Source organism: Arthrobacter sp. NPDC097144, from assembly GCF_044762205.1.
In the GTDB taxonomy this organism is placed as follows: domain Bacteria; phylum Actinomycetota; class Actinomycetes; order Actinomycetales; family Micrococcaceae; genus Arthrobacter_B.
Map to the genome: position 1 here is coordinate 348,920 of NZ_JBIWDW010000003.1, position 18,531 is coordinate 367,450.

An 18,531-nucleotide genomic window follows, 5' to 3' on the forward strand; every position below is an offset into this window, starting at 1 on the left:
CACCGCGGTATGAAAGAACTGAAGCGGCATTCAGCGGACGGGTGTTCCGGCTGTCCGGGACGGAGGAGATCGATGGACATGTTGGGGGAGCCGGCGGCCAGTCCGCGCGATGTTCAAGCGGCGGAGCAGGCTGCCGCCTATGTGGCGGAGGCAGCGGAAAAACTGGCGGACATGAAACAGGATCTGCCGGCGCTCAGCAGGATGGATTGGCGTTCTCCGGCGGCCCGGGAATTTGATGAGGTCCTTGGCCGGCACATCAAGGGTCTTGCGGGAACGCTGGAGGATCTGAAAATTTGTGCTGCAGCCGTGGAGGGGCATCTGGATAACATCCGCGGCGCAGGAACGGAAAGGCACTAAATGCCGTCCCAGTGGTCCGCCGAGGACCATTCAGTGCCGGGGATTGATGTCCGGGGCGGCGCGCACGGGTTGACCGTGGAGTACCGGGAACTGGAGTCGGTGGCGGGGATTCTGGACCAATCCGCCGCTCAGCTGTCATCGCTGCGGTCAGGATGCAGGGAGATGTACATGCTCCTCTGCACAACCAGTTCGGTGCATCCCTCTGCCCGGGTGGCCGCTGCTGCGGCTGACCTTGTTCTGACAGGCCTTTCACGGAACAAACGGGACGTGGAGGAAGCGGCTGGCGATCTCCGCCGGGCTGCCCGGAACTATCTGGAGGCTGAGGAAGGGCTGGAAAAGGGGCTTGCCTGGCTGGCGGGTGCGCCGGCGGGTGTGGAAATGTGGCGGCGCGGCGGTGGCGGTTTGCCCGGGCGGGCGGAGAGCGAACTGATGGTGCCGCCGTTCAACGGCCTTCTCATAGAGAAAGTAATGGAGCAGCTTGCCGGCCGCGGGTTTGGAGAGCTTCGGCCGATCGACGTCGTCAGGGGTGAGGGCGGGCAGGCGGATATTGAGCTGAGTGGCACGGCACGCGCTCTGCTGGAGCGCTCCAAGGTGCTCTTGGACGGACCGGATCGCGGTGTCGTGGAGATCCTGACCGTGCAAACAGGCGCGCGGCGCGTTCGCATTGTCACTCTGCCCGGTACCCAGGACGCCGGGAACGTTCTTGTGGGGCCCAACCCGTTTGATAACTACGGCAACGCTGAGGGACGCGCCGAGGACAGTCATTTCATCGCCGACGCCGTGGCGGAATCGCTCCGGCTGGCGGGCGCCTCAGCGAATGACGCAGTGATCCTGGTGGGTTACAGCCAGGGCGGGATTCATGCAGTGAATGCGGGGGCCCGTCTGGGGGAGTCCGGTGAGTTCTCCGTCGAAATGATTGTGACGGCCGGTGCTCCGGCAGGAGACCGGAGCACGCCGGACGGGGTGAAGGTCCTGCACTTCGAGAATTACCAGGATTGGGTCCCCGGGACGGACGGAACCATGAATCCTGACACGCCGGACCGGATCACGGTGACGGGGCGGACGCCGGCGTCGGCGGAAGGCAGCCCGGGCGGCCTCGGGCCGGCGCACGACTTGGACTTGTACCTGGAACTGGCCGCCGCAGCTGATGCCAGCCGGGACCCTTCCCTGAGGGAGTCCCTGGGTTCCTTGGCGGAGATCATTCCGCCCGCATCGATTGCCACGCGCGGCCTCTTTAAGTTCTCGAGGAAACCCAGCCGGCCTCCCGTGCCTTCCGGGCCGGCAACTCCGGCGCCTCGGGCGACACCCCGGCTGTCACCCCGGAGGCGTCCGCTACCGCCGGGTTCCGGTCAGCGAGCCGGCCACGAGTGAGACCAGGCTGATGATGATCGAGGCCAGGATGGCCGTCCAGAAGAAGGAGTCAACAGCGAAGTCAACCGGTGTGTAACTGCTCAGCCAGGAGGTCAGCATCAGCATGGCCGCATTGATAATGATGGTGAAAAGGCCAAGGGTCAGGATGGTCAGCGGCAGGGCAAGGAGTTTGACGATCGGCCGGATCAGCGCGTTCACAATGCCGAACAGCAAACCAATGAAGAGGAAGGCCAGGACAAGATCCACGGTGGGGTTGCCCGAGAAGGCGCCTCCCGTTTCGATGACCGTGATGCCGGGAACGAGCCACGCGGCCACATAGAGGGCAAGGGCATTAATGATGATCTGAATCAGGAAGCGCATGGCACCATGCTGACATACCGGCAATTCCGGATCCCTGGTGGTCCAGATCACGAAAGACCCCAAAGGCTATTAGGGTTAAGTCTATGACGACCACCGAAAAGGACACCCAGGACACCCAGGACACCTACGCCGCTGACGTCCGGGCACCCGGGATCCTCCCCCGCAACGTGATGTCGAAGCTGCCCACCTACACCGCGGGTAAACCGCCGGCCAGCATTGATGGACTGCAGAGTTACAAGCTGTCTTCCAATGAGAACCCGTTTCCGCCGCTTCCTGCCGTGCTCGAAGCAATCAGCAACCGGCAGGACATCAACCGGTACCCGGATCCGCTCTCCACGGCCCTGCGCACTGAACTCGCGTCTTTCCTGGACATTCCTGCGGAGGACATCGTCACCGGAGGCGGCAGCCTGGGTGCGCTGAACCAGCTGCTGTCCACCTTTGCCGGACAGGACGAGCTCGGCCTTCCCGATGAAGTGATTTACCCGTGGCGTTCCTTCGAGGCCTATCCCATCAGTGTCGGCCTGTCCGGCGCCGACAGCGTCCAGGTGCCGCTGCGCGCGGATGGCACCCATGACCTGGACGCCATGGCCGCGGCCATCACCTCCCGGACACGCGTGATCCTGCTGTGCACGCCCAACAACCCCACCGGTCCGGCGCTGACCGCCGCCCAGGTTGAAGATTTCCTGGCAAAGGTCCCCTCGGACGTGATCGTGGTCATCGATGAGGCGTACGAGGATTTTGTCCGCGACCCGGAGGCCGTGAACGGCATCGATATGTACCGCAAGTACTCCAATGTGGTGGTGCTGCGCACCTTTTCCAAGGGCGCGGGACTGGCCGGCCTGCGCGTGGGCTACTCCGTGTCACAGCCGCACCTGACCCAGTACCTGCGCGTTGCCGCTGTCCCGTTTGCCGTCTCGCAGCTGGCCGAAACGGCCGCAGTGGTGTCCCTGCGCCACCACGGGGAACTTGTGGAAAGAATACAAGGACTCGTGGCTGAACGGACCCGGGTGGTTGAGGGTTTGAAGGCCCTCGGATGGCGGATTCCCGAGGCTCAGGGGAACTTCGTATGGCTGGAGCTTGGGGAAAATACCCCCGAGTTTGCGGCGCTGGCGGAGCAGCAGGCCCTCGCCGTGCGGGCCTTCGGCACCGAAGGCGTTCGGGTCACCATCGGGGAGGACGAGGCAAATACCCGATTCCTCGCTTTATGTGCGACTTATACAAAGGGGCCCCGACTTTCCTAGCGTGTCCTAAGTGCGGACCGGGAGCCGCTGCTCGTTAGGCTGAGTGAAGAACGTTCCACATATATGCCCCGCCGGTGTTCTATTCCTGGTGCGGCATATATCTAGCGCGGTGCAGGTCATCTGGGCCCGGCGAGGAGTAAGTATGGACCTGAAGCATCTGGCTGCCCGGACGGAGGCCGTTGATCCTTTCGGCCTGCCCGGAGCTGACCTCGGCAGTGCCGGGGGCGGAGCACGTCCGGAGATGGTGCAGTTGCTCAGTCCCGAGGGAGAACTCCTGAAGGACGATGTGTACAGCCCTTACGTTGCAGACCTCGGCGCAGAGGAGCTCCGGGGACTGTACCGGGACATGTTCACCATCCGCCGCTTTGATCAGGAAGCCACGGCCCTGCAGCGCCAGGGCGAACTGGTGATGTGGGTTCCCATGACAGGGCAGGAAGGTGCGCAGATCGGTTCCGGGCGAGCCCTGCAGGCCCAGGACTACGTCTTCCCCACGTATCGGGAACACGGCGTGGCAATGACCCGCGGGCTGGAGCTGTCCTCGCTTCTGCGCCGCTTCCGCGGCGTTTCCCACGGAGGCTGGGACCCCAAGGAGACCAATTTCCACCTCTACACCCTGGTCTTGGCCGCCCAGGTTCCCCACGCCGTCGGTTATGCGATGGGCATGGCGCGTGATCGGAAGATGGAGCCGCAGCTCCCGGAAGCTGCCACTGTGGCCTATTTCGGCGACGGCGCCAGTTCCGAAGGTGATGTCCACGAGGCAATGGTCTTTGCCGCGTCCTATGACGCCCCCGTGGTTTTCTTCTGCCAGAACAACCACTGGGCCATCTCGGTGCCCACCGAGGTGCAGTCACGGATCCCGCTGGCCAACCGCGCCAAGGGCTACGGCTTCCCCGGCGTCCGGGTGGACGGCAATGACGTTGTTGCCGTCCGGGCGGTAACCGCATGGGCGCTGGAACATGCCCGCTCGGGCAAGGGTCCGGTGCTGATCGAGGCGTTCACCTACCGGATGAGTGCCCACACCACTGCTGATGACCCCACAAAGTACCGGCTGAGCGCCGACGAGGAAGCCTGGGTTTCCCGTGACCCGCTGACCCGGTTGGAGAAGCACCTGCGAAGCGCAGGCATTGCCGGCGACTCCTTCTTTGAGTCGGTCGCCAAGGAAGGCCAGGTCATGGCCGACAAGCTTCGGGAGGACGTGCTGGCCATGTCATCGCCCGGATTTACTGATGCGTTCACTGACGTTTACGCCGAGGCGCATCCGCTGATCCAGGAAGAACTGGACTTCCACCGCCGCTATGAAGCCGGCTTCGCCGATTCCCAGGAGCCCACCGAATGAGCACCATGACCATGACCATGGCCAAGGCCATCAACGCCGGCCTGCGGGCTGGACTGGCCGAGAATCCCAAGTCCCTGCTGATGGGTGAAGATATCGGCGACCTCGGCGGCGTCTACCGCGTGACGGAGGGGCTCAAGGCAGAGTTCGGGGCCGACCGGGTGATGGATACCCCGCTGGCGGAATCCGGCATTATCGGTACCGCCATCGGCCTGGCGCTGCGCGGCTACCGGCCCGTGTGCGAAATCCAGTTCGACGGTTTTGTGTTCCCCGGGTTCAACCAGATCACCACCCAGCTGGCCAAGATGCATTCCCGCAGCGAAGGTGCGCTGACCGCCCCGGTGGTCATCCGGATTCCCTACGGCGGCGGAATTGGTTCCATTGAGCACCATTCGGAATCGCCGGAAGCATTGTTCGCGCACACCGCCGGTCTGCGTATCCTTTCTCCGTCCAATCCCCAGGACGCGTATTGGATGATCCAACAGGCGATGACCGGCATGGATCCCGTCATCGTCTTTGAGCCCAAGCGCCGCTACTGGCTCAAGGGCGATGTTGATACCCGGAAGCCGTCCGGGGATCCGTATGCGGCACATGTGCTCCGTGAGGGCACTGATGCCACCATCGTGACCTACGGGCCGCTGGTCCCCGTGGCACTGGCCGCGGCCAAAGCGGCGGAGGAGGATGGGCGCAGCATTGAAGTGGTGGACCTGCGCTCCATCTCGCCCATTGACTTTGACACCGTCACCGCGTCGGTCCGGAAGACCGGCCGCCTGATCGTGACCCATGAAGCACCCACCTTTGGCGGCATCGGCGGCGAAATCGCGGCCCGGGTGACTGAGCGCGCCTTCCTGTCCTTGGAAGCGCCGGTGATCCGCGTCGGCGGGTTCCACATGCCGTATCCGGTGGCAAAGGTCGAAGAGCACTACCTGCCGGACATCGACAAACTGATGGACGCCCTGGACCGGTCCTTCGCTTACTGAGCGGCGCCTAAGGTCCCGTCCCAAGTCCGCAGCACACCATGCGTCCACAAAGATTGAGAAGCCATGACTGAGAGAACTTTCCACCTTCCCGACGTGGGAGAAGGCCTGACAGAGGCTGACATTGTCCAGTGGAAGGTCAAAGCCGGAGACACGGTGGAGATCAATGATGTCATCGTCGAGATTGAGACGGCGAAATCGCTGGTGGAACTGCCTTCGCCCTACGCCGGCACGGTCTCCGCGCTCCTCGTGGAGGAGGGCGAGACCGTAGACGTCGGGTCGCCGATCATTACGGTTGCGGCCGGTTCCCCGGCACAGGAAACCGGCCAGCAGCCCGGAGCTCCCATGACGCCCGCGCCCGTTCCGGCGTCCGCGGGCGACGACGAACAGCCCAGCGCTTCCCTTACCGGTACCGGGCCCAAGGCCGACGCCGTGAAGCGGCGTCCGCGGAGCAGCCGCCCGCCTGTCGAGCCCGATGCGGCTCCGACGGAACCAGCAGCAGTACCCGCACCTGTGGCTCCGCCGGCTGGGGCACGGCCTGCCGTGACACCGCAGGCTGCAGGGGCTGCCGTGCAGGATGCGCTCACCCGGCTCGTCCAACGGGTCCTGGCCAAGCCGCCGGTGCGCAAGGCTGCCAAGGACCTCGGCATCAACCTGGCGGACGTTCCGGCCACCGGAGCAAGCGGCGAAGTGACCAAACAGGATCTGCTCACCTACTCCGCGCAGCATGCCTCCGGGCAGGACGCCGGTGACACCAACGGATCATCGCCCCAAAGCCACACCGATCAGCGGATCGAGCGGATCCCGGTCAAGGGCGTGCGCCGGGCCACTGCCAAGGCAATGGTCGAAAGCGCATTTACCGCCCCCCATGCCAGCATCTTCGTGGATGTGGACGCCTCCCGCACCATGGAATTCGTCAAGCGGCTGAAAGCATCACGGGATTTCGAGGGCATCAAGGTCTCACCGCTGCTGATCGTGGCCAAGGCCGTCATCTGGGCCGCCGCACGCAATCCGTCGGTCAACGCGTCCTGGGGCGGCGAGGAGATCCTGGTCAAGCACTTCATGAACCTCGGTATTGCCGCTGCTACGCCCCGCGGCCTGATGGTTCCGAACATTAAGGACGCCCAGGACCTTTCCCTCAAGGAACTGGCCGTTGCCCTGAACTCCCTGGCAACCACTGCACGGGAAGGGAAAACCCCGCCGGAGAACATGCGGGGCGGAACGCTGACGATCACGAACATCGGAGCGCTGGGAATTGATACCGGAACACCGATTATCAATCCCGGGGAGGTGGCAATCGTGGCCTTTGGCACCATCAAGCAAAAGCCCTGGGTCGTGGACGGCGAAGTAGTTCCGCGTTGGGTGACTACCCTGGGCGGATCCTTTGACCACCGGGTGGTGGACGGCGACCTTTCCGCGAGGTTCATCTCCGACGTCGCTTCGATCCTCGAGGAACCGGCGCTGCTGCTCGATTAGCCTGCCGCCGGACCGTTACGGACTGCCGGTGCTGCGGGCGCCCCGGCAGTCCGGATACGATCGGGGATTATGACTAATCCTCGCGGCCCCCGGGGCCGGGGCGGCCCTCCGTCCATTGACCTTAAGCGCACGCTCATCCTGCTCGTGGCGGCATTCGTTGTGTCGAGCCTGCTGATCGTACTTTTCCCGGGGCTGGGGACTTTCTGGCGTCTGCTGATCATCCTGGGCCTGTTCCTCGTGGTTTTTCCGTTCCTTGAACGGCGCAGAAGAAACCGTTAAGCCCGCGTACCCGCTAACCCGCAGCCTGCTCCACTGCCCGGCGCAGGACAGGGGCGAGGCGTCGCACGCCCTCGGCAATGTCCGTTTCGGACACCGCACTGAAGGCCAGGCGGAGCTTGTTGGAGGGTTCATCCGACGGTGAAAAAGCGGCTCCGGGAATGAAGACAACTCCCGCCTCGATGGCCTCATGGAGCAGGGGATAGGTGTCAACGCCGTCGGGCAGGCTCAGCCAGACGAAGAAACCGCCGTCGGGCACCGTCCACGTGACGCCGTGGGGCAATTCCGTGGCCAGCGCCGCGAGCATGGCAGCGCAGCGCGAGGCATACAGCACCCGCGAATCCCTGATGTGCTGCATCCAGTCGTAGTCCCGCAGGTAGGCGGAAACCAGCATCTGGGTCAGCGGGGACGGACAGAGCACCACAGCCTCGCAGGCCAGGTAAAAGCGGCGGTGCAGGTGCCGGGGGACCAGCGCCCAACCAACACGGACCCCCGGGGCGAAAATCTTGGAGAAGGATCCCAGGTACAGCACGTCGTGCGGGTTCCCGGCCCGCAGCGGAATGAGCGGCTGCCCGTCAAAGCGCAGCATCCCGTACGGGTTGTCTTCCAGGATGAGGATATTTGCCGCGGCGCAGATTTCCACAATGCGCGGGCGCCGGTGTGCGGCCAGGGTCACTCCGCTGGGGTTGTTGAAGCTCGGGATCGTGTAGAGCATTTTGATGGTTTTTCCCTGTGCCCGCAGCGAGGTGATGTGTTCCTCCAGAGCCTCGGGAATGAGTCCTTCGCTGTCCACCGGCAGGGCCCGCATTTCCACTTCGTAGGCCTCGAACGCGTTGAGGGCGCCCACGTAGGTGGGATCTTCGCACAGCACCACATCGCCGGGGTTGCAGAAAACCTTGGCAGCTACGTCCTGTGCGGACTGGGAACCGGTGGTGATGACGATGTCCGCCGGGTCGGCGTCGTGGATTCCTTCCGCCGCCATGACCTCGCAGGCCTGGATGCGAAGCTCCTCCATCCCCTGGCCTGCGCCGTACTGCAGGGATTCCAGCCCCTGCTCCGCAACGATGCGCCGGACCGACTCGCCCAGGTCCGCCAGGGGAAGGGACCGGAGGTAGGGGCTTCCGCCGGCAAGGGAAATCAGTCCCGGCCGGATGGAAATGTCGAAGACGTCACGGACGGCGGACTGCTTGATGTGGAAGGCCCGGTCGGAGAACAGGGCATCATGGCGGTGGGCGGATGCAACTGCGCGGTCGAGTGCCGTCTGGGTCTCGGCGGTCAGGACTGTGACGGCGGTCTCCTCGAAAGTCATCCCCACATCCTAGTCCCTCGGGTTCACCGCTGGGCAACATCCGTTGCCTAGATCCACCCCGCGCGGTGCGCTTTCACTCCCGCCTGGAACCGGCTCTCAGCTCCGAGGTCCTCCAACATCTTCGCGATATGCCGGCGGCACGTCCGCACACTGATGCCCATCCGGCGTGCAATCACCTCATCCGGGTGTCCCGAGGCGAGAGCACGGAGAATCGACCGCTGGGTGCTGGTGAGCTGCCCCGGCGCCGGATCCTTGGTCAGGAACGGTTCGCCCAGCTCCCAGGCGAATTCAAACATGTAGACAAACATCTGCACGATGTCAGGATCTCGGACAACCAGGCCGGCGCGGTCCCGGCTGTCCCTTGCCCGCGGAACAACGGCAACCTTGTGGTCGAAAATGACTGCCCGCAAAGGGATGTGCGGCAGGGTGCGGAACTGCCCGCCGGCCGCCGTGACAATTTCGATGGCTTTCCGGGTGGGCATGTGGTCGCGCAGGCTCGAGTGATAAAGGGTGCGGCGTTCAATGCCCTGTTGGAGCAGGTCCACATCCTTCTGGATGCTCTCCTCCTGGGTGTCGGCTGTGGCACCCTGCCCGGGGCGGGCCATGAGCACGCTCTCGGACGCCGAGCGGGCATACTCGATCAGGATGCGCAGCACCTGCTCCGGGTTTTCCAGAACTTCCACCGAGGCGTCCGTGGACACTTGCCGGCTTGCTTCGGCAAAAATCGGCACCAGGCCCGCGAGTTCGCGGCGCTTGGCTCCAATGCGCGAACGAAGGTCCAACAGGGCCCGTTCGTCAGGATCCACCAGTTCGGCCAGGGCGACGTCGGGGGAGACGGCGGTGTAACTGTGCTGGTTTTCATTGGCCTGCACCAAGAGGCACCGTTCGACCAGCTCCCTTATGGCACCCTGGATGGAGCGCGTGGTAAGGCCCAATGCCTCAGAGGCCTCCTCGATCGTCCAGCCCGGGGAGCTCACCGCGTACCGGTAGACGGACTGGGACACATCATCCAAGGTATCCGCTCCTTTTCATCAATTGGGGACCAGCCTACTCACCGGAGGCGGGACTGTTCCGGGCGGCGGGCCGCCGGCAGTCCCAAGGTTTCCCGGCCAGCGGGAATAACGGACATGGCCGCTTAATGCCACTATGCCGGATGGAGGCTCCTGAGGCCACAAATTGTCCGTTCTCAGCATCACCCCGCGGTTTTCCCGGCGACGATCCTCATTGGCACCTGAAGTGCAAGGGTCGATTAGGTCATGACAGCAACCGGGCATTTCAAAGGGTAGACGGGGTATCGCTGCGCGGGGGAAGCTTTCGGAGTCAATCAACCGCACAGGCTGGGACTCAGCCGCAGGTACAGGAGGGGAATGAAAATGACCAAAGTTTGGGACTGGCTCTAGCAAACTCCCCTCGGGGGGAAATCAAACAACTGTCGTATCCGTAGGAAAAAGTTAGTCCCGCCAGCGGCGGTAGCCAAGCACAACCCCGGAAGGGATGCCCACCATGACTCAGGTGACTGCAGTTCGAAACGCCTCGCGAACTCGCTCAACCGCGCAATGGTGGACGCTTTCCTTCTACACCGGGGGCTTCGATGTAGCGGACGGCATCATTGGAGAACTGGTTACCCCGCTGGCGGCCCAAGCTCAGGCCCAAGGCGTCCAGCGGTGGTACTACACCAGATGCATGGAGCCGGCCAACGCGCACGTCCGGCTCCGGATCCTCGGAGAGCCTGGAACGATTGAGCGGCTGCAGTGCCTTTTGGCGGCGCTGCGTGAACAGGCATCAGGTGTGATCGGCCATCTGGAAATGACCCAGCAGTTCAGTGAACCTGCCGTGGACCGGATGGGCCCCGGGGGTGCCGAGCCGCAGAATCAGCGGCTTGAAGCAGATCTCGCCAAATACGGCGGCTTCGAAGGCCTGACACTGGCCGAAGAAATTTTTGAGCTTTCATCCGAGCTGGGGGCATGGGCTGCGGCCCGCTTTCCCAAGGTCCAGAACAAATGGGCCTTTGGGTCCCTGCTTCTTTTTGATTCGGCGCGCAGCATGATGAAGGGACCGCGCTCGGCCAGCTGGCCGGACCGCCGGCGTGTTTCCTGGGACTACTACTGGGACAGCCATCTGCGCAGCTGCACCGCGGGTTTCGGGCCCCGTGCCGCCAGCGTCCGGCAGGCAATGACCATTCAGGTGGCCGCCAAGGTGGCCCCCACGCATCGGCTGATGGCCGCCACGGCTGCGGAAAACGCCGTGGAGAACTGGCGCCGCCGGTGGTTTAGGACCATCGACAGCTACCTTTACCGTGCAGACAAAGCCCGCCTCAGCCGCAGTGCCCAGCACCTGACGGTGTATCAGGCGCACATGCTGCTCAACAGGATTGGGCTCTCCCTCCGGGAAGAAGCCGCCCTGGGTCTCTATGCACGGAGCTGGAGCACGGAACGCGAAGCTGCTTTGCTGGACAGATAGCAAGCTCACCGCAAAATGTAAGCCCATCTGAAAGGACATCCGTGGAAAATCGCAACGAGCTGGTCGTAGCTGCCAGCTCCCAGGACCTGTCCGAAGTCCTGGGATGCTCTGAAGACGTTGTTGAAGACCTGCGGGACATGGGGATTGTCTCATCGAGCGGTGAACTGTGGGATGTGGGACCGGCCCGCGACTATCTCAGGGATGCAGCTTGGGCCGGCGGCTTCTGGGAATAGGTCTTCCGGAATGTGCCTGTCCTGCTGGGATTAGCTGAGGACAGACGCAAAAGGACGGGTTCGGCGCTGCCGGACCCGTCCTCTTGCGTTGATGAGGTGAAGCTGTTAGGCCGCAGTTGGGGCTGAGGCCTGCGCAAGAGCTGAGAGCACAGAGCGGAGCTGCTCCACAACTTCTGCATCATCCTTCGGGTGGATCTCGGCGAAGCGCGTCACCGAGCCGCCAATCGAGAGGCGCACATCCTCCACCAGGAGGGCGCCGGCGATGCCCAGGGACTTGCGTGCGTCGTCGTGGGCCCACACGCCGCCGAACTGGCCAAAGGCGGACCCGATAACGGCCGCGGGCGTACCGGAAACCGCTCCGGTGCCGAACGGGCGTGACAGCCAGTCAATCGCGTTCTTGAGGACGGCGGGCATGGTCCCGTTGTATTCCGGGCAGACCAGCAGCAGGGCGTCCGAAGACGCTGCGGCAGCGCGGAGGGCGGCTGCAGCTTCAGGAACGGATCCCTCAACGTCAATGTCTTCGTTGTAGAACGGGATGGTCCCGAGGCCCTCGTGGATGATGACGTCAACATCCTCCGGGGCGTTCAGGACGGCCGTTTCTGCGAGCTGGCGGTTAACTGAACCGGCCCGAAGGCTGCCGACCAGGGTAAGTACTTTAGTGCTCAAGTGAACTCCTATCGGGGACCGTGCCGCTGACGGCACAGATGTTGCATCTCAAACTATAAACGGACCCCGGTCCGTTTATATTCCCGTGCGGGTTAGACTGGCGCCCATGCAGGACATTGGGCCAGAAGCCGGAGAGGCCGGATGCGAGCGTCTCGACGCCGCCCGAAACCGGAGGCTGCTGCTTGCCACGGCGCTGGACATCATTTCCGAGCGCGGAGCCGAAGCGTTGACGATGGACGACCTTGCCCGGCGCGCGGGTGTGGGAAAGGGAACAGTATTCCGCCGCTTCGGCAGCAGGGCGGGCCTGATGCAGGCTGTCCTTGACCATGCGCAGCGGGGGTTCCAGGAAAGCTATATGAGCGGGCCGCCGCCGCTGGGCCCAGGGGCTGCGCCGCTGGATCGCCTGCGGGCCTTCGGAGTTGCGCGGATCCGGGCCCTGGAGCTTAGCGGTGAACTGCGGCAGGCCGCGGACGTGGGCCGGTTTTCCCATCACGGGCACCCCGTCCGCCGGCTTGAGCTCGCCCACCTCACGATGCTCCTCGCGGCGCTCCCGAATGTCCGGGATCCCGAACTGACGGCCTATCAGCTGGAAGCGTTTTTGGAGGCAGGCCTGCTGCTGCATCTCCACCGGTCAGCAGGGATGCCGCTGGAGCGGCTTATCGACGGATGGCTGCACCTCGTGGACACGCTGACGCACCATTAATTGTCAGCATGCTTAGCAAGTAAGTAGGGTGTAGTGAGGGCCGCCCCACTCGGGCGGCTGTCAGGTTCGAACCATGATGGAGGCTACATGTCTGACAAGAGCACACCCATTCCGGGCGTTCCGGCACCGGAAGCGCCGCAGCTGGCTGAACCGACGGAGCCGCGCGAACCGCTGCCGCCCAAACCGGACCAGGACGGGCCGGAAACCGTGTCTCCCACAGGCGTTCCCACCGGTGCCCCGAAGTCCTCCAACGCCCAGAGCGGCAGGTTCCTTACCACCGCGCAGGGCGCCCGCCTGCAGGATACGGACCATTCCCTCAAGGCCGGCCCCCGTGGACCCGTGCTTCTCCAGGACCACCACCTTCGCGAAAAGATCACGCATTTTGACCACGAGCGTATTCCGGAGCGTGTGGTGCACGCCCGCGGTGCGGCGGCCCACGGTGTTTTCGTGGCGAACGGTGCAGCAGAGGGTGTCACCCGGGCGGGCTTCCTCGCCAAGGGAACCGAAACACCTGTCTTTGTACGTTTTTCCACGGTGCTTGGCTCCCGCGGTTCCGCGGACACCGTCCGGGACACCCGCGGTTTCAGCACCAAGTTCTACACGGACGAAGGCGTCTATGACCTGGTGGGCAACAACATCCCCGTGTTCTTCATCCAGGACGCCATCAAGTTCCCCGATGTCATCCACGCAGGCAAGCCGCATCCGGACCGGGAAATCCCGCAGGCGCAGAGCGCACACGACACTTTCTGGGACTTTGTCTCGCTTCACACCGAAGCCCAGCACCACGCCATGTGGAACATGTCGGACCGGGGAATCCCCCGCTCCTACCGCACCATGGAAGGCTTCGGTGTCCACACCTTCCGCCTGGTCAATGCCAAGGGTGAAACCACTCTGGTGAAGTTCCACTGGAAGCCCCGGCAGGGTGTGCACTCCCTGGTTTGGGAGGAAGCGCAGATCATCAACGGCATGGACCCGGACTTTCACCGCCGCGACCTCGCCGACTCCATTGAAGCCGGCGCCTTCCCGCAGTGGGACCTCGGCATCCAGGTGTTCCCGGACACCGAGGATGAAATGTTTGAGGGCATTGACCTGCTGGATCCGACCAAGCTCGTTCCCGAAGAACTTGCTCCGGTCCAGATCATTGGAACCATGACGCTCAACAAGAACACCACCAACTACTTTGCCGAAACCGAGCAGGTGGCGTTCCACCCCGGACACCTGGTGCCCGGAATCGATGTCACCAATGATCCGCTGCTGCAGGGACGCCTTTTCTCCTACATCGACACGCAGCTGACCAGGCTCGGCGGACCCAACTTCAGCCAGATCCCGATCAACCGTCCGCACGCACCGGTCAATGACATGCTCCGCGACGGCTTCCACCAGGATGCAGACCACGCCGGAGTTGCGCCGTATCAGCCCAACTCCCTCGACGGCGGCTGCCCGTTCATCGCCGGTGCGGACATGGGCGCCTTCATTGACGTCCCCGTTGAGGTTCCCGCTGCCCGCAAGGTGCGCGAGAATCCGGCCACCTTTGATGACCACTACAGCCAGACGCGGATGTTCTTCCGCTCCCTGACTCCGGTGGAACAGGACCACGTGGTGCAGGCCTACACCTTTGAACTGGGCAAGTGCTACGAGGAGAACATCCGCCTGCGCCAGCTGCAGGCGCTGGCGAATATCGATGAGCGGCTGGCCGCCGAAGTGGCAACCGGCCTCGGACTTGAGGCCCCGGCTCCCGAGATCGAGGTGGCGGACACCGCTCCGAGCCCGGCGCTGAGCCAGCTCGGCGGATCGTGGCCTGTTGCGGGCCGGATTGTGGGCGTTATTGCCGACGATTTCACCGACCCCGCGCAGCTGTCCGAGGTTCTGACCGCGGTCGAGGCAGAGGGCATGGTTCCGCTGGTGGTAGCTCCGCACGGCGGAAAGCTGGCCGGAGGTGCCACGGTCCAGCGGACCTACCTCACCGCCCGTTCCACGGAGTTCGACGCCGTAGTGGTGGCGGTGTCAGGTGCCCCGGCTCCCGACGCCGTGGACAGCCTGGACGCCAAGGCAGGCAACCCCGAGGGGCATCCTTCCCTGGACCCGCGAATCACGCTGCTCCTGGCTGAATCATTCCGCCATGCCAAGGCCATCGGTGCCCTCGGCGAGGGTCCCTCCGTTCTCATGGCCGCCGGTGTCCCTGTTGAGGCACCCGGTATTGTCACGGGAACGGCCGCGGACGTCGTGACGGGCGTCAGCGGACTGTTGGCCAACCACCGCGTCTGGGAACGGTTCCCCACTGCGGTTGCGTAACTGAAACGGCCCCTCAGGGGGCTGCATCACCAAAGGGAGCTCCGGCGACGCGCCGGAGCTCCCCTTTGCTTGTCAGCTTGCCCGGTTGAGCAGTCTGCCTACTTCGGTGCAGGATCCGACGCCGGCGGCCTCAGCGCTCGGATCAGGGCGTGCAGCTCCTGACGCAGTCCCTCAACGTCGTGGCTGCTGCGGGCGAGCAGCCGCGCTTCAGCAGCAGCGGCCTTGGCATGGATCTCCCTGCCGGCTTCGGTGGCGCTCCACCGGCCGTCTCCACCGGCGTCGGCATACCCGCAGCACTGCAGGGATGACAGGCAGTCCCGCACGCAGTTTTCCCCCAGACCTGAGGCCTCGGTGAGAGCAGACTGGTCCGACGGGGAGAGGACCAGCAGGCCCAGGACGGCAGCACGCTCCTGCGTGAGACGAAGCTCCGTCAATGATTCTTCGGTTGCCCGTTCGGTGATAAAGGCCGCTGCGGAGAGCAGCCGCGGAACGTAGCCCGCTGCATCAGGTTCAGGACTCAACTGCGCCATCCCGGCGGGGTCCAGCTGGCGGGAACCGGGTGGCCGGCAAACGTCTCACAGGCGGAGCAGGTGTAATTGGCCACACCGGGGAGGTCATCCGTGGGCGGGGTGAAGGACTCGAAAATGAGGAAGTCGTCCACTCCGCACTGGTGACAGACGGGTATTTGAACTGCGGGATCCATGAATGTCCTCTGCTGGAGGGTTGCAGAATGTCATGGCCGCGTCTTGACCGTAGGGAATTTATCGTAATATCGAACCGCACGGCAGACAATTCCGGACCGGCGCTGCCGAAGGGTGCAATCCGCTGTCCATCTCCGTGGAATCCCGAGCAAGAGGACACATGGACGACCCAAAGTTTGAAACAGCCCCGTGGGCACAGCTGCAGGATCTGTTGGTTGATCACGAGGACGTACAGGAATTCCTGCAGGAGCTGGCACGGCTTACGGCATCTTCCTTGTCCGCCAGGGCAACAACCTATTGCGGCATCACTCTGCAGCGCTCCCGCGATCATCAGTTCACCGTGGCCAGCAGCGATGACGAAGCGCTGCAGATGGATGAGATCCAATACGCCTTTGGCGACGGCCCCTGCCTGCATGCCATCCGCATCCAGGATGAGGTGCACGTCGGCAACTCAGCGGCGGATCCGCGCTGGCCTGAATACATGGCACACATCAGGGACTACGGCATCAGGTCCATGTATTCCGTGCCGCTGAAGCTGGAGGGCCACGCGAAGGCGGCAATGAACCTCTATGCGAAAGACCCGGACGTCTTTGATGAGGAATTCCGGCGCGTAGCCCGGACCTACGGCGCCGAGGCCTCCCAGGCACTGCTCCTCGCGGTCCGTGTTGCCCGGCACGCAGCCACGGTGGAAGACCTCCAGTCGGTCCTGACCTCACGCACCGACATTGACCTGGCCGTGGGAATCATCATGGGACAAAACCGCTGCACGCAGCAGGAGGCCTTTGACACTCTGCGGCGGGCCTCCAACGGCCGGAACCTGAAGGTGCGGGTCCTTGCAGCGGAGATGGTGTCAAGGCTGAACGGCGAACCGGCCACCACACACTTCACGGCGGGGTAGGAACGCCCTGCTGGACGGCGGCCGCCGTCCAGCAGGGCGTGAGGCCGGTACGTGTGAGCGTACGCGGTGCTCTTCTGCTCAGGCAGGCAGGAGCTCGCTCCAGTCCGTTGCAAGCTCCAGCCCCAGGGCCGTGGACACCGAAGCGTGGGCCACCTTGCCGCCGGCAATATTCAGCCCGCGGGCCAGTGCGGGAGAGGCGTCAAAGGCGCCGCGCACACCGCGGTCGGCCAGCGCAACGGCGTAGGGAAGCGTCACGTTGGTGAGGGCGTAGGTGGAGGTGTTCGGGACAGCTCCGGGCATGTTGGCGACGCAGTAGAACAGGGACCCGTGGACACGGAACGTCGGATCCTGATGCGTGGTGGGGCGGCTGTCCTCGAAGCACCCGCCCTGGTCCACTGCAATGTCCACCAGGACGCTGCCGCTCTTCATCCGGGAGACCATCTCATTGCTGACCAGCTTCGGCGCCCGGGCACCGGGGACGAGTACCGACCCAATCACCAGGTCGGCGTCGGACAGGGCACGTTCAATTTCAAACGCGTTGGACGCAACGGTGCGGATCCTGCCGGCATACTGGGCGTCGAGCTGGCGCAGCCGGTCGATGTTGATGTCCAGGACCGCGACGTCGGCATGGGCTCCCACCGCGCCGGCCACAGCATTGGTGCCGGCCACTCCGGCGCCGAGAACCACTACCTTTGCCGGGCGGACGCCCGGAACGCCGCCTAACAACAGCCCCGGACCGCCGGCCGGTGAGGTCAGGCACTGCGCGCCCACCTGGACTGAGAGCCGGCCCGCCACCTCGGACATGGGTGCCAGCAGCGGCAGCACACGCCCTTCCTGCACGGTTTCGTAGGCGATGGCGGTCATGCCGGATTCCAGCAGTGCCGTTGTCAGCTCGGGCGCTGCAGCCAGGTGCAGGTAAGTGAACAGCACCAGGTCGGGACGGAAGAAGCGGTATTCCGACTCCACCGGTTCCTTGACCTTCAGGACGAGGCCGGCCCGGCTCCACACGTCGTCGGCGGAATCAAGGATCCGGGCACCTGCGCCGGCGTACTCCTCATCACTGATGCTGGAGCCGGTTCCGGCGCCGCTCTCCACGAGGACGGTGTGTCCGCGGGTAGTGAATTCGTGTACGCCGGAGGCCGTGATGGCCACCCGGAACTCGTTGTTCTTGATTTCCTTGGGGATACCGATAATCACAGCTTGCTCCATTGCATTGCAGGTGAGGCGGTGGACCGCCGGGTTTCCCCACCAGCATAGGGGAGGGAGCCGGTCACTGCCCGCCGGGTGTCTCGCCGTTGGCTGCCCGGGCCGTCCTCGCCGCCTGCTGGTCACGGAGCCAGGCTTCGACGTCGGACAGGCGGATGCGGCGGTGCGTGCCGCGGTATTCCACCGGGATAACGCCGGCGTCCGTGAGGTTGCGCAGGTACGTATGGGATATTCCTGCTGCGGCCGCTGCCTGCGACGTCGTCAGCAGGGGAACATTGGATCCGGCAGCGGGTGCCGGTTCCCGGGCGGCTGATGCATCCGCCGGAGCCCGCCCGGCTGCGGCCGGCGCTTCGCCACCGGGCGCAGCACCGGAAGTGATCACGACGTCTTCACCGCGTCCAAGCCTGACGAGGAGGTCCAGCACCGCATCCCGGGCGGCAGCGGGCAGGCGAAGCGCCGTGCCGTCAACAAATACGGTGACGTCCCCGGCGGACAGTGCCCGGGACAGTGCCCGCACTTCCGAGGCAGGGAGCGCGGGGGTTTGATGGGGGCTCTGGGTCATGCTGCCATCTTGCCAAAGATCGCAGGCATCCGGTGCATGCGCCCCCTGCGGACGCCGCCGGCGCCGGCCGCGTTGACCGGCGGCGCGGCGGCACGGAGGATTGACAGTAG

Annotated in this window: 20 protein-coding genes; 12 read left to right on the forward strand and 8 right to left on the reverse strand. The window is 64.3% G+C overall.

What is annotated here, in order from left to right:
* The first annotated feature begins 72 nt into the window (after positions 1-72).
* Positions 73-357, forward strand: coding sequence for a hypothetical protein (locus ACIQXM_RS08660; protein ID WP_400930454.1), 285 nt, complete (start codon positions 73-75; stop codon positions 355-357).
* Positions 358-1,728 (forward strand): hypothetical protein, encoded by a 1,371-nt coding sequence (locus tag ACIQXM_RS08665; protein WP_400930456.1) that lies wholly within the window; start codon positions 358-360, stop codon positions 1,726-1,728. It begins immediately after the preceding gene.
* Here ACIQXM_RS08665 and ACIQXM_RS08670 read toward each other — a convergent pair.
* On the reverse strand, positions 1,690-2,088 hold the full coding sequence (locus ACIQXM_RS08670; protein WP_400930458.1) for a phage holin family protein: 399 nt from the start codon (positions 2,086-2,088) through the stop codon (positions 1,690-1,692). The two genes, ACIQXM_RS08665 and ACIQXM_RS08670, sit on opposite strands and share 39 nt — an antisense overlap.
* An 83-nt stretch (positions 2,089-2,171) precedes the next feature.
* On the opposite strand from ACIQXM_RS08670, the gene ACIQXM_RS08675 reads away from it, so the two are divergent.
* The 5 genes from ACIQXM_RS08675 to ACIQXM_RS08695 all read left to right on the forward strand — a co-directional run bounded on the left by ACIQXM_RS08675 (position 2,172) and on the right by ACIQXM_RS08695 (position 7,394).
* Entirely contained in the window at positions 2,172-3,329 is a 1,158-nt protein-coding gene (locus ACIQXM_RS08675) for a histidinol-phosphate transaminase (protein WP_400930460.1), read from the forward strand.
* 142 nt (positions 3,330-3,471) lie between these two features.
* Positions 3,472-4,665, forward strand: a complete 1,194-nt coding sequence (pdhA, locus tag ACIQXM_RS08680; RefSeq protein ID WP_400930462.1) for a pyruvate dehydrogenase (acetyl-transferring) E1 component subunit alpha — start codon at positions 3,472-3,474, stop codon at positions 4,663-4,665.
* Positions 4,662-5,642: an alpha-ketoacid dehydrogenase subunit beta gene (locus ACIQXM_RS08685; RefSeq protein ID WP_400930464.1), complete on the forward strand. Its 981-nt coding sequence runs from the start codon at positions 4,662-4,664 to the stop codon at positions 5,640-5,642. Before pdhA ends, ACIQXM_RS08685 begins: the two co-directional genes overlap by 4 nt.
* Before the next feature lie 63 nt (positions 5,643-5,705).
* Positions 5,706-7,115: a dihydrolipoamide acetyltransferase family protein gene (locus tag ACIQXM_RS08690; RefSeq protein ID WP_400930466.1), complete on the forward strand. Its 1,410-nt coding sequence runs from the start codon at positions 5,706-5,708 to the stop codon at positions 7,113-7,115.
* A gap of 69 nt (positions 7,116-7,184) precedes the next feature.
* Positions 7,185-7,394, forward strand: coding sequence for a hypothetical protein (locus ACIQXM_RS08695; protein ID WP_400930468.1), 210 nt, complete (start codon positions 7,185-7,187; stop codon positions 7,392-7,394).
* Positions 7,395-7,407: 13 nt separating this feature from the next.
* Here the strand turns inward: ACIQXM_RS08695 and ACIQXM_RS08700 are convergent, their stop codons facing one another.
* Complete coding sequence (locus ACIQXM_RS08700; RefSeq protein ID WP_400930470.1) at positions 7,408-8,700, reverse strand: PLP-dependent aminotransferase family protein; 1,293 nt, start codon at positions 8,698-8,700, stop codon at positions 7,408-7,410.
* 47 nt (positions 8,701-8,747) lie between these two features.
* Positions 8,748-9,704 (reverse strand): LuxR C-terminal-related transcriptional regulator, encoded by a 957-nt coding sequence (locus ACIQXM_RS08705; protein ID WP_400930932.1) that lies wholly within the window; start codon positions 9,702-9,704, stop codon positions 8,748-8,750.
* A gap of 499 nt (positions 9,705-10,203) precedes the next feature.
* On the opposite strand from ACIQXM_RS08705, the gene ACIQXM_RS08710 reads away from it, so the two are divergent.
* Together ACIQXM_RS08710 and ACIQXM_RS08715 are read left to right on the forward strand one after the other, a co-directional pair.
* Positions 10,204-11,160 (forward strand): lantibiotic dehydratase C-terminal domain-containing protein, encoded by a 957-nt coding sequence (locus tag ACIQXM_RS08710; RefSeq protein WP_400930472.1) that lies wholly within the window; start codon positions 10,204-10,206, stop codon positions 11,158-11,160.
* 41 nt (positions 11,161-11,201) lie between these two features.
* Positions 11,202-11,393: a hypothetical protein gene (locus ACIQXM_RS08715; protein WP_400930474.1), complete on the forward strand. Its 192-nt coding sequence runs from the start codon at positions 11,202-11,204 to the stop codon at positions 11,391-11,393.
* Positions 11,394-11,498: 105 nt separating this feature from the next.
* Here ACIQXM_RS08715 and ACIQXM_RS08720 read toward each other — a convergent pair whose 3' ends face one another.
* Positions 11,499-12,059 carry an NAD(P)H-dependent oxidoreductase gene (locus tag ACIQXM_RS08720; RefSeq protein WP_400930476.1) on the reverse strand — a complete coding sequence of 187 codons (561 nt, stop codon included), beginning with the start codon at positions 12,057-12,059 and terminating at the stop codon, positions 11,499-11,501.
* 106 nt (positions 12,060-12,165) lie between these two features.
* Here ACIQXM_RS08720 and ACIQXM_RS08725 point away from each other — a divergent pair, with 106 nt between their 5' ends.
* Together ACIQXM_RS08725 and ACIQXM_RS08730 are read left to right on the forward strand one after the other, a co-directional pair.
* Positions 12,166-12,762, forward strand: coding sequence for a helix-turn-helix domain-containing protein (locus ACIQXM_RS08725; RefSeq protein WP_400930478.1), 597 nt, complete (start codon positions 12,166-12,168; stop codon positions 12,760-12,762).
* An 87-nt stretch (positions 12,763-12,849) separates the two neighbouring features.
* On the forward strand, positions 12,850-15,054 hold the full coding sequence (locus tag ACIQXM_RS08730; protein WP_400930480.1) for a catalase: 2,205 nt from the start codon (positions 12,850-12,852) through the stop codon (positions 15,052-15,054).
* A 98-nt stretch (positions 15,055-15,152) separates the two neighbouring features.
* On the opposite strand, the gene ACIQXM_RS08735 is transcribed toward ACIQXM_RS08730, so the two are convergent.
* On the reverse strand, positions 15,153-15,584 hold the full coding sequence (locus tag ACIQXM_RS08735; protein ID WP_400930481.1) for a hypothetical protein: 432 nt from the start codon (positions 15,582-15,584) through the stop codon (positions 15,153-15,155).
* A complete protein-coding gene (locus tag ACIQXM_RS08740; RefSeq protein WP_400930483.1) occupies positions 15,572-15,757 on the reverse strand; it encodes a hypothetical protein in 186 nt (61 codons plus the stop codon). The genes ACIQXM_RS08735 and ACIQXM_RS08740 overlap by 13 nt, the downstream gene beginning before the upstream one ends.
* Positions 15,758-15,915: 158 nt before the next feature.
* Between ACIQXM_RS08740 and ACIQXM_RS08745 the strand changes: the two genes are divergently transcribed.
* Complete coding sequence (locus ACIQXM_RS08745; RefSeq protein WP_400930485.1) at positions 15,916-16,653, forward strand: GAF and ANTAR domain-containing protein; 738 nt, start codon at positions 15,916-15,918, stop codon at positions 16,651-16,653.
* Positions 16,654-16,731: 78 nt separating this feature from the next.
* Here ACIQXM_RS08745 and ald read toward each other — a convergent pair whose 3' ends face one another.
* Positions 16,732-17,850 (reverse strand): alanine dehydrogenase, encoded by a 1,119-nt coding sequence (ald, locus tag ACIQXM_RS08750; protein WP_400930487.1) that lies wholly within the window; start codon positions 17,848-17,850, stop codon positions 16,732-16,734.
* A 73-nt stretch (positions 17,851-17,923) separates the two neighbouring features.
* Entirely contained in the window at positions 17,924-18,421 is a 498-nt protein-coding gene (locus ACIQXM_RS08755; protein WP_400930489.1) for a helix-turn-helix domain-containing protein, read from the reverse strand.
* Between the last annotated feature and the right edge of the window lie 110 nt (positions 18,422-18,531).

Coding starts and splice junctions, on each gene's coding strand:
- ACIQXM_RS08700 (WP_400930470.1), bottom strand. CDS start 8,700: ATGACTTTCGAGGAGACCGCCGTCACAGTCCTGACCGCCGAGACCCAG.
- ACIQXM_RS08660 (WP_400930454.1), top strand. CDS start 73: ATGGACATGTTGGGGGAGCCGGCGGCCAGTCCGCGCGATGTTCAAGCG.
- ACIQXM_RS08725 (WP_400930478.1), top strand. CDS start 12,166: ATGCAGGACATTGGGCCAGAAGCCGGAGAGGCCGGATGCGAGCGTCTC.
- pdhA (WP_400930462.1), top strand. CDS start 3,472: ATGGACCTGAAGCATCTGGCTGCCCGGACGGAGGCCGTTGATCCTTTC.
- ACIQXM_RS08695 (WP_400930468.1), top strand. CDS start 7,185: ATGACTAATCCTCGCGGCCCCCGGGGCCGGGGCGGCCCTCCGTCCATT.
- ACIQXM_RS08670 (WP_400930458.1), bottom strand. CDS start 2,088: ATGCGCTTCCTGATTCAGATCATCATTAATGCCCTTGCCCTCTATGTG.
- ACIQXM_RS08690 (WP_400930466.1), top strand. CDS start 5,706: ATGACTGAGAGAACTTTCCACCTTCCCGACGTGGGAGAAGGCCTGACA.
- ACIQXM_RS08735 (WP_400930481.1), bottom strand. CDS start 15,584: ATGGCGCAGTTGAGTCCTGAACCTGATGCAGCGGGCTACGTTCCGCGG.
- ACIQXM_RS08740 (WP_400930483.1), bottom strand. CDS start 15,757: ATGGATCCCGCAGTTCAAATACCCGTCTGTCACCAGTGCGGAGTGGAC.
- ACIQXM_RS08665 (WP_400930456.1), top strand. CDS start 358: ATGCCGTCCCAGTGGTCCGCCGAGGACCATTCAGTGCCGGGGATTGAT.
- ACIQXM_RS08730 (WP_400930480.1), top strand. CDS start 12,850: ATGTCTGACAAGAGCACACCCATTCCGGGCGTTCCGGCACCGGAAGCG.
- ACIQXM_RS08755 (WP_400930489.1), bottom strand. CDS start 18,421: ATGACCCAGAGCCCCCATCAAACCCCCGCGCTCCCTGCCTCGGAAGTG.
- ACIQXM_RS08745 (WP_400930485.1), top strand. CDS start 15,916: ATGGACGACCCAAAGTTTGAAACAGCCCCGTGGGCACAGCTGCAGGAT.
- ACIQXM_RS08710 (WP_400930472.1), top strand. CDS start 10,204: ATGACTCAGGTGACTGCAGTTCGAAACGCCTCGCGAACTCGCTCAACC.
- ACIQXM_RS08675 (WP_400930460.1), top strand. CDS start 2,172: ATGACGACCACCGAAAAGGACACCCAGGACACCCAGGACACCTACGCC.
- ACIQXM_RS08685 (WP_400930464.1), top strand. CDS start 4,662: ATGAGCACCATGACCATGACCATGGCCAAGGCCATCAACGCCGGCCTG.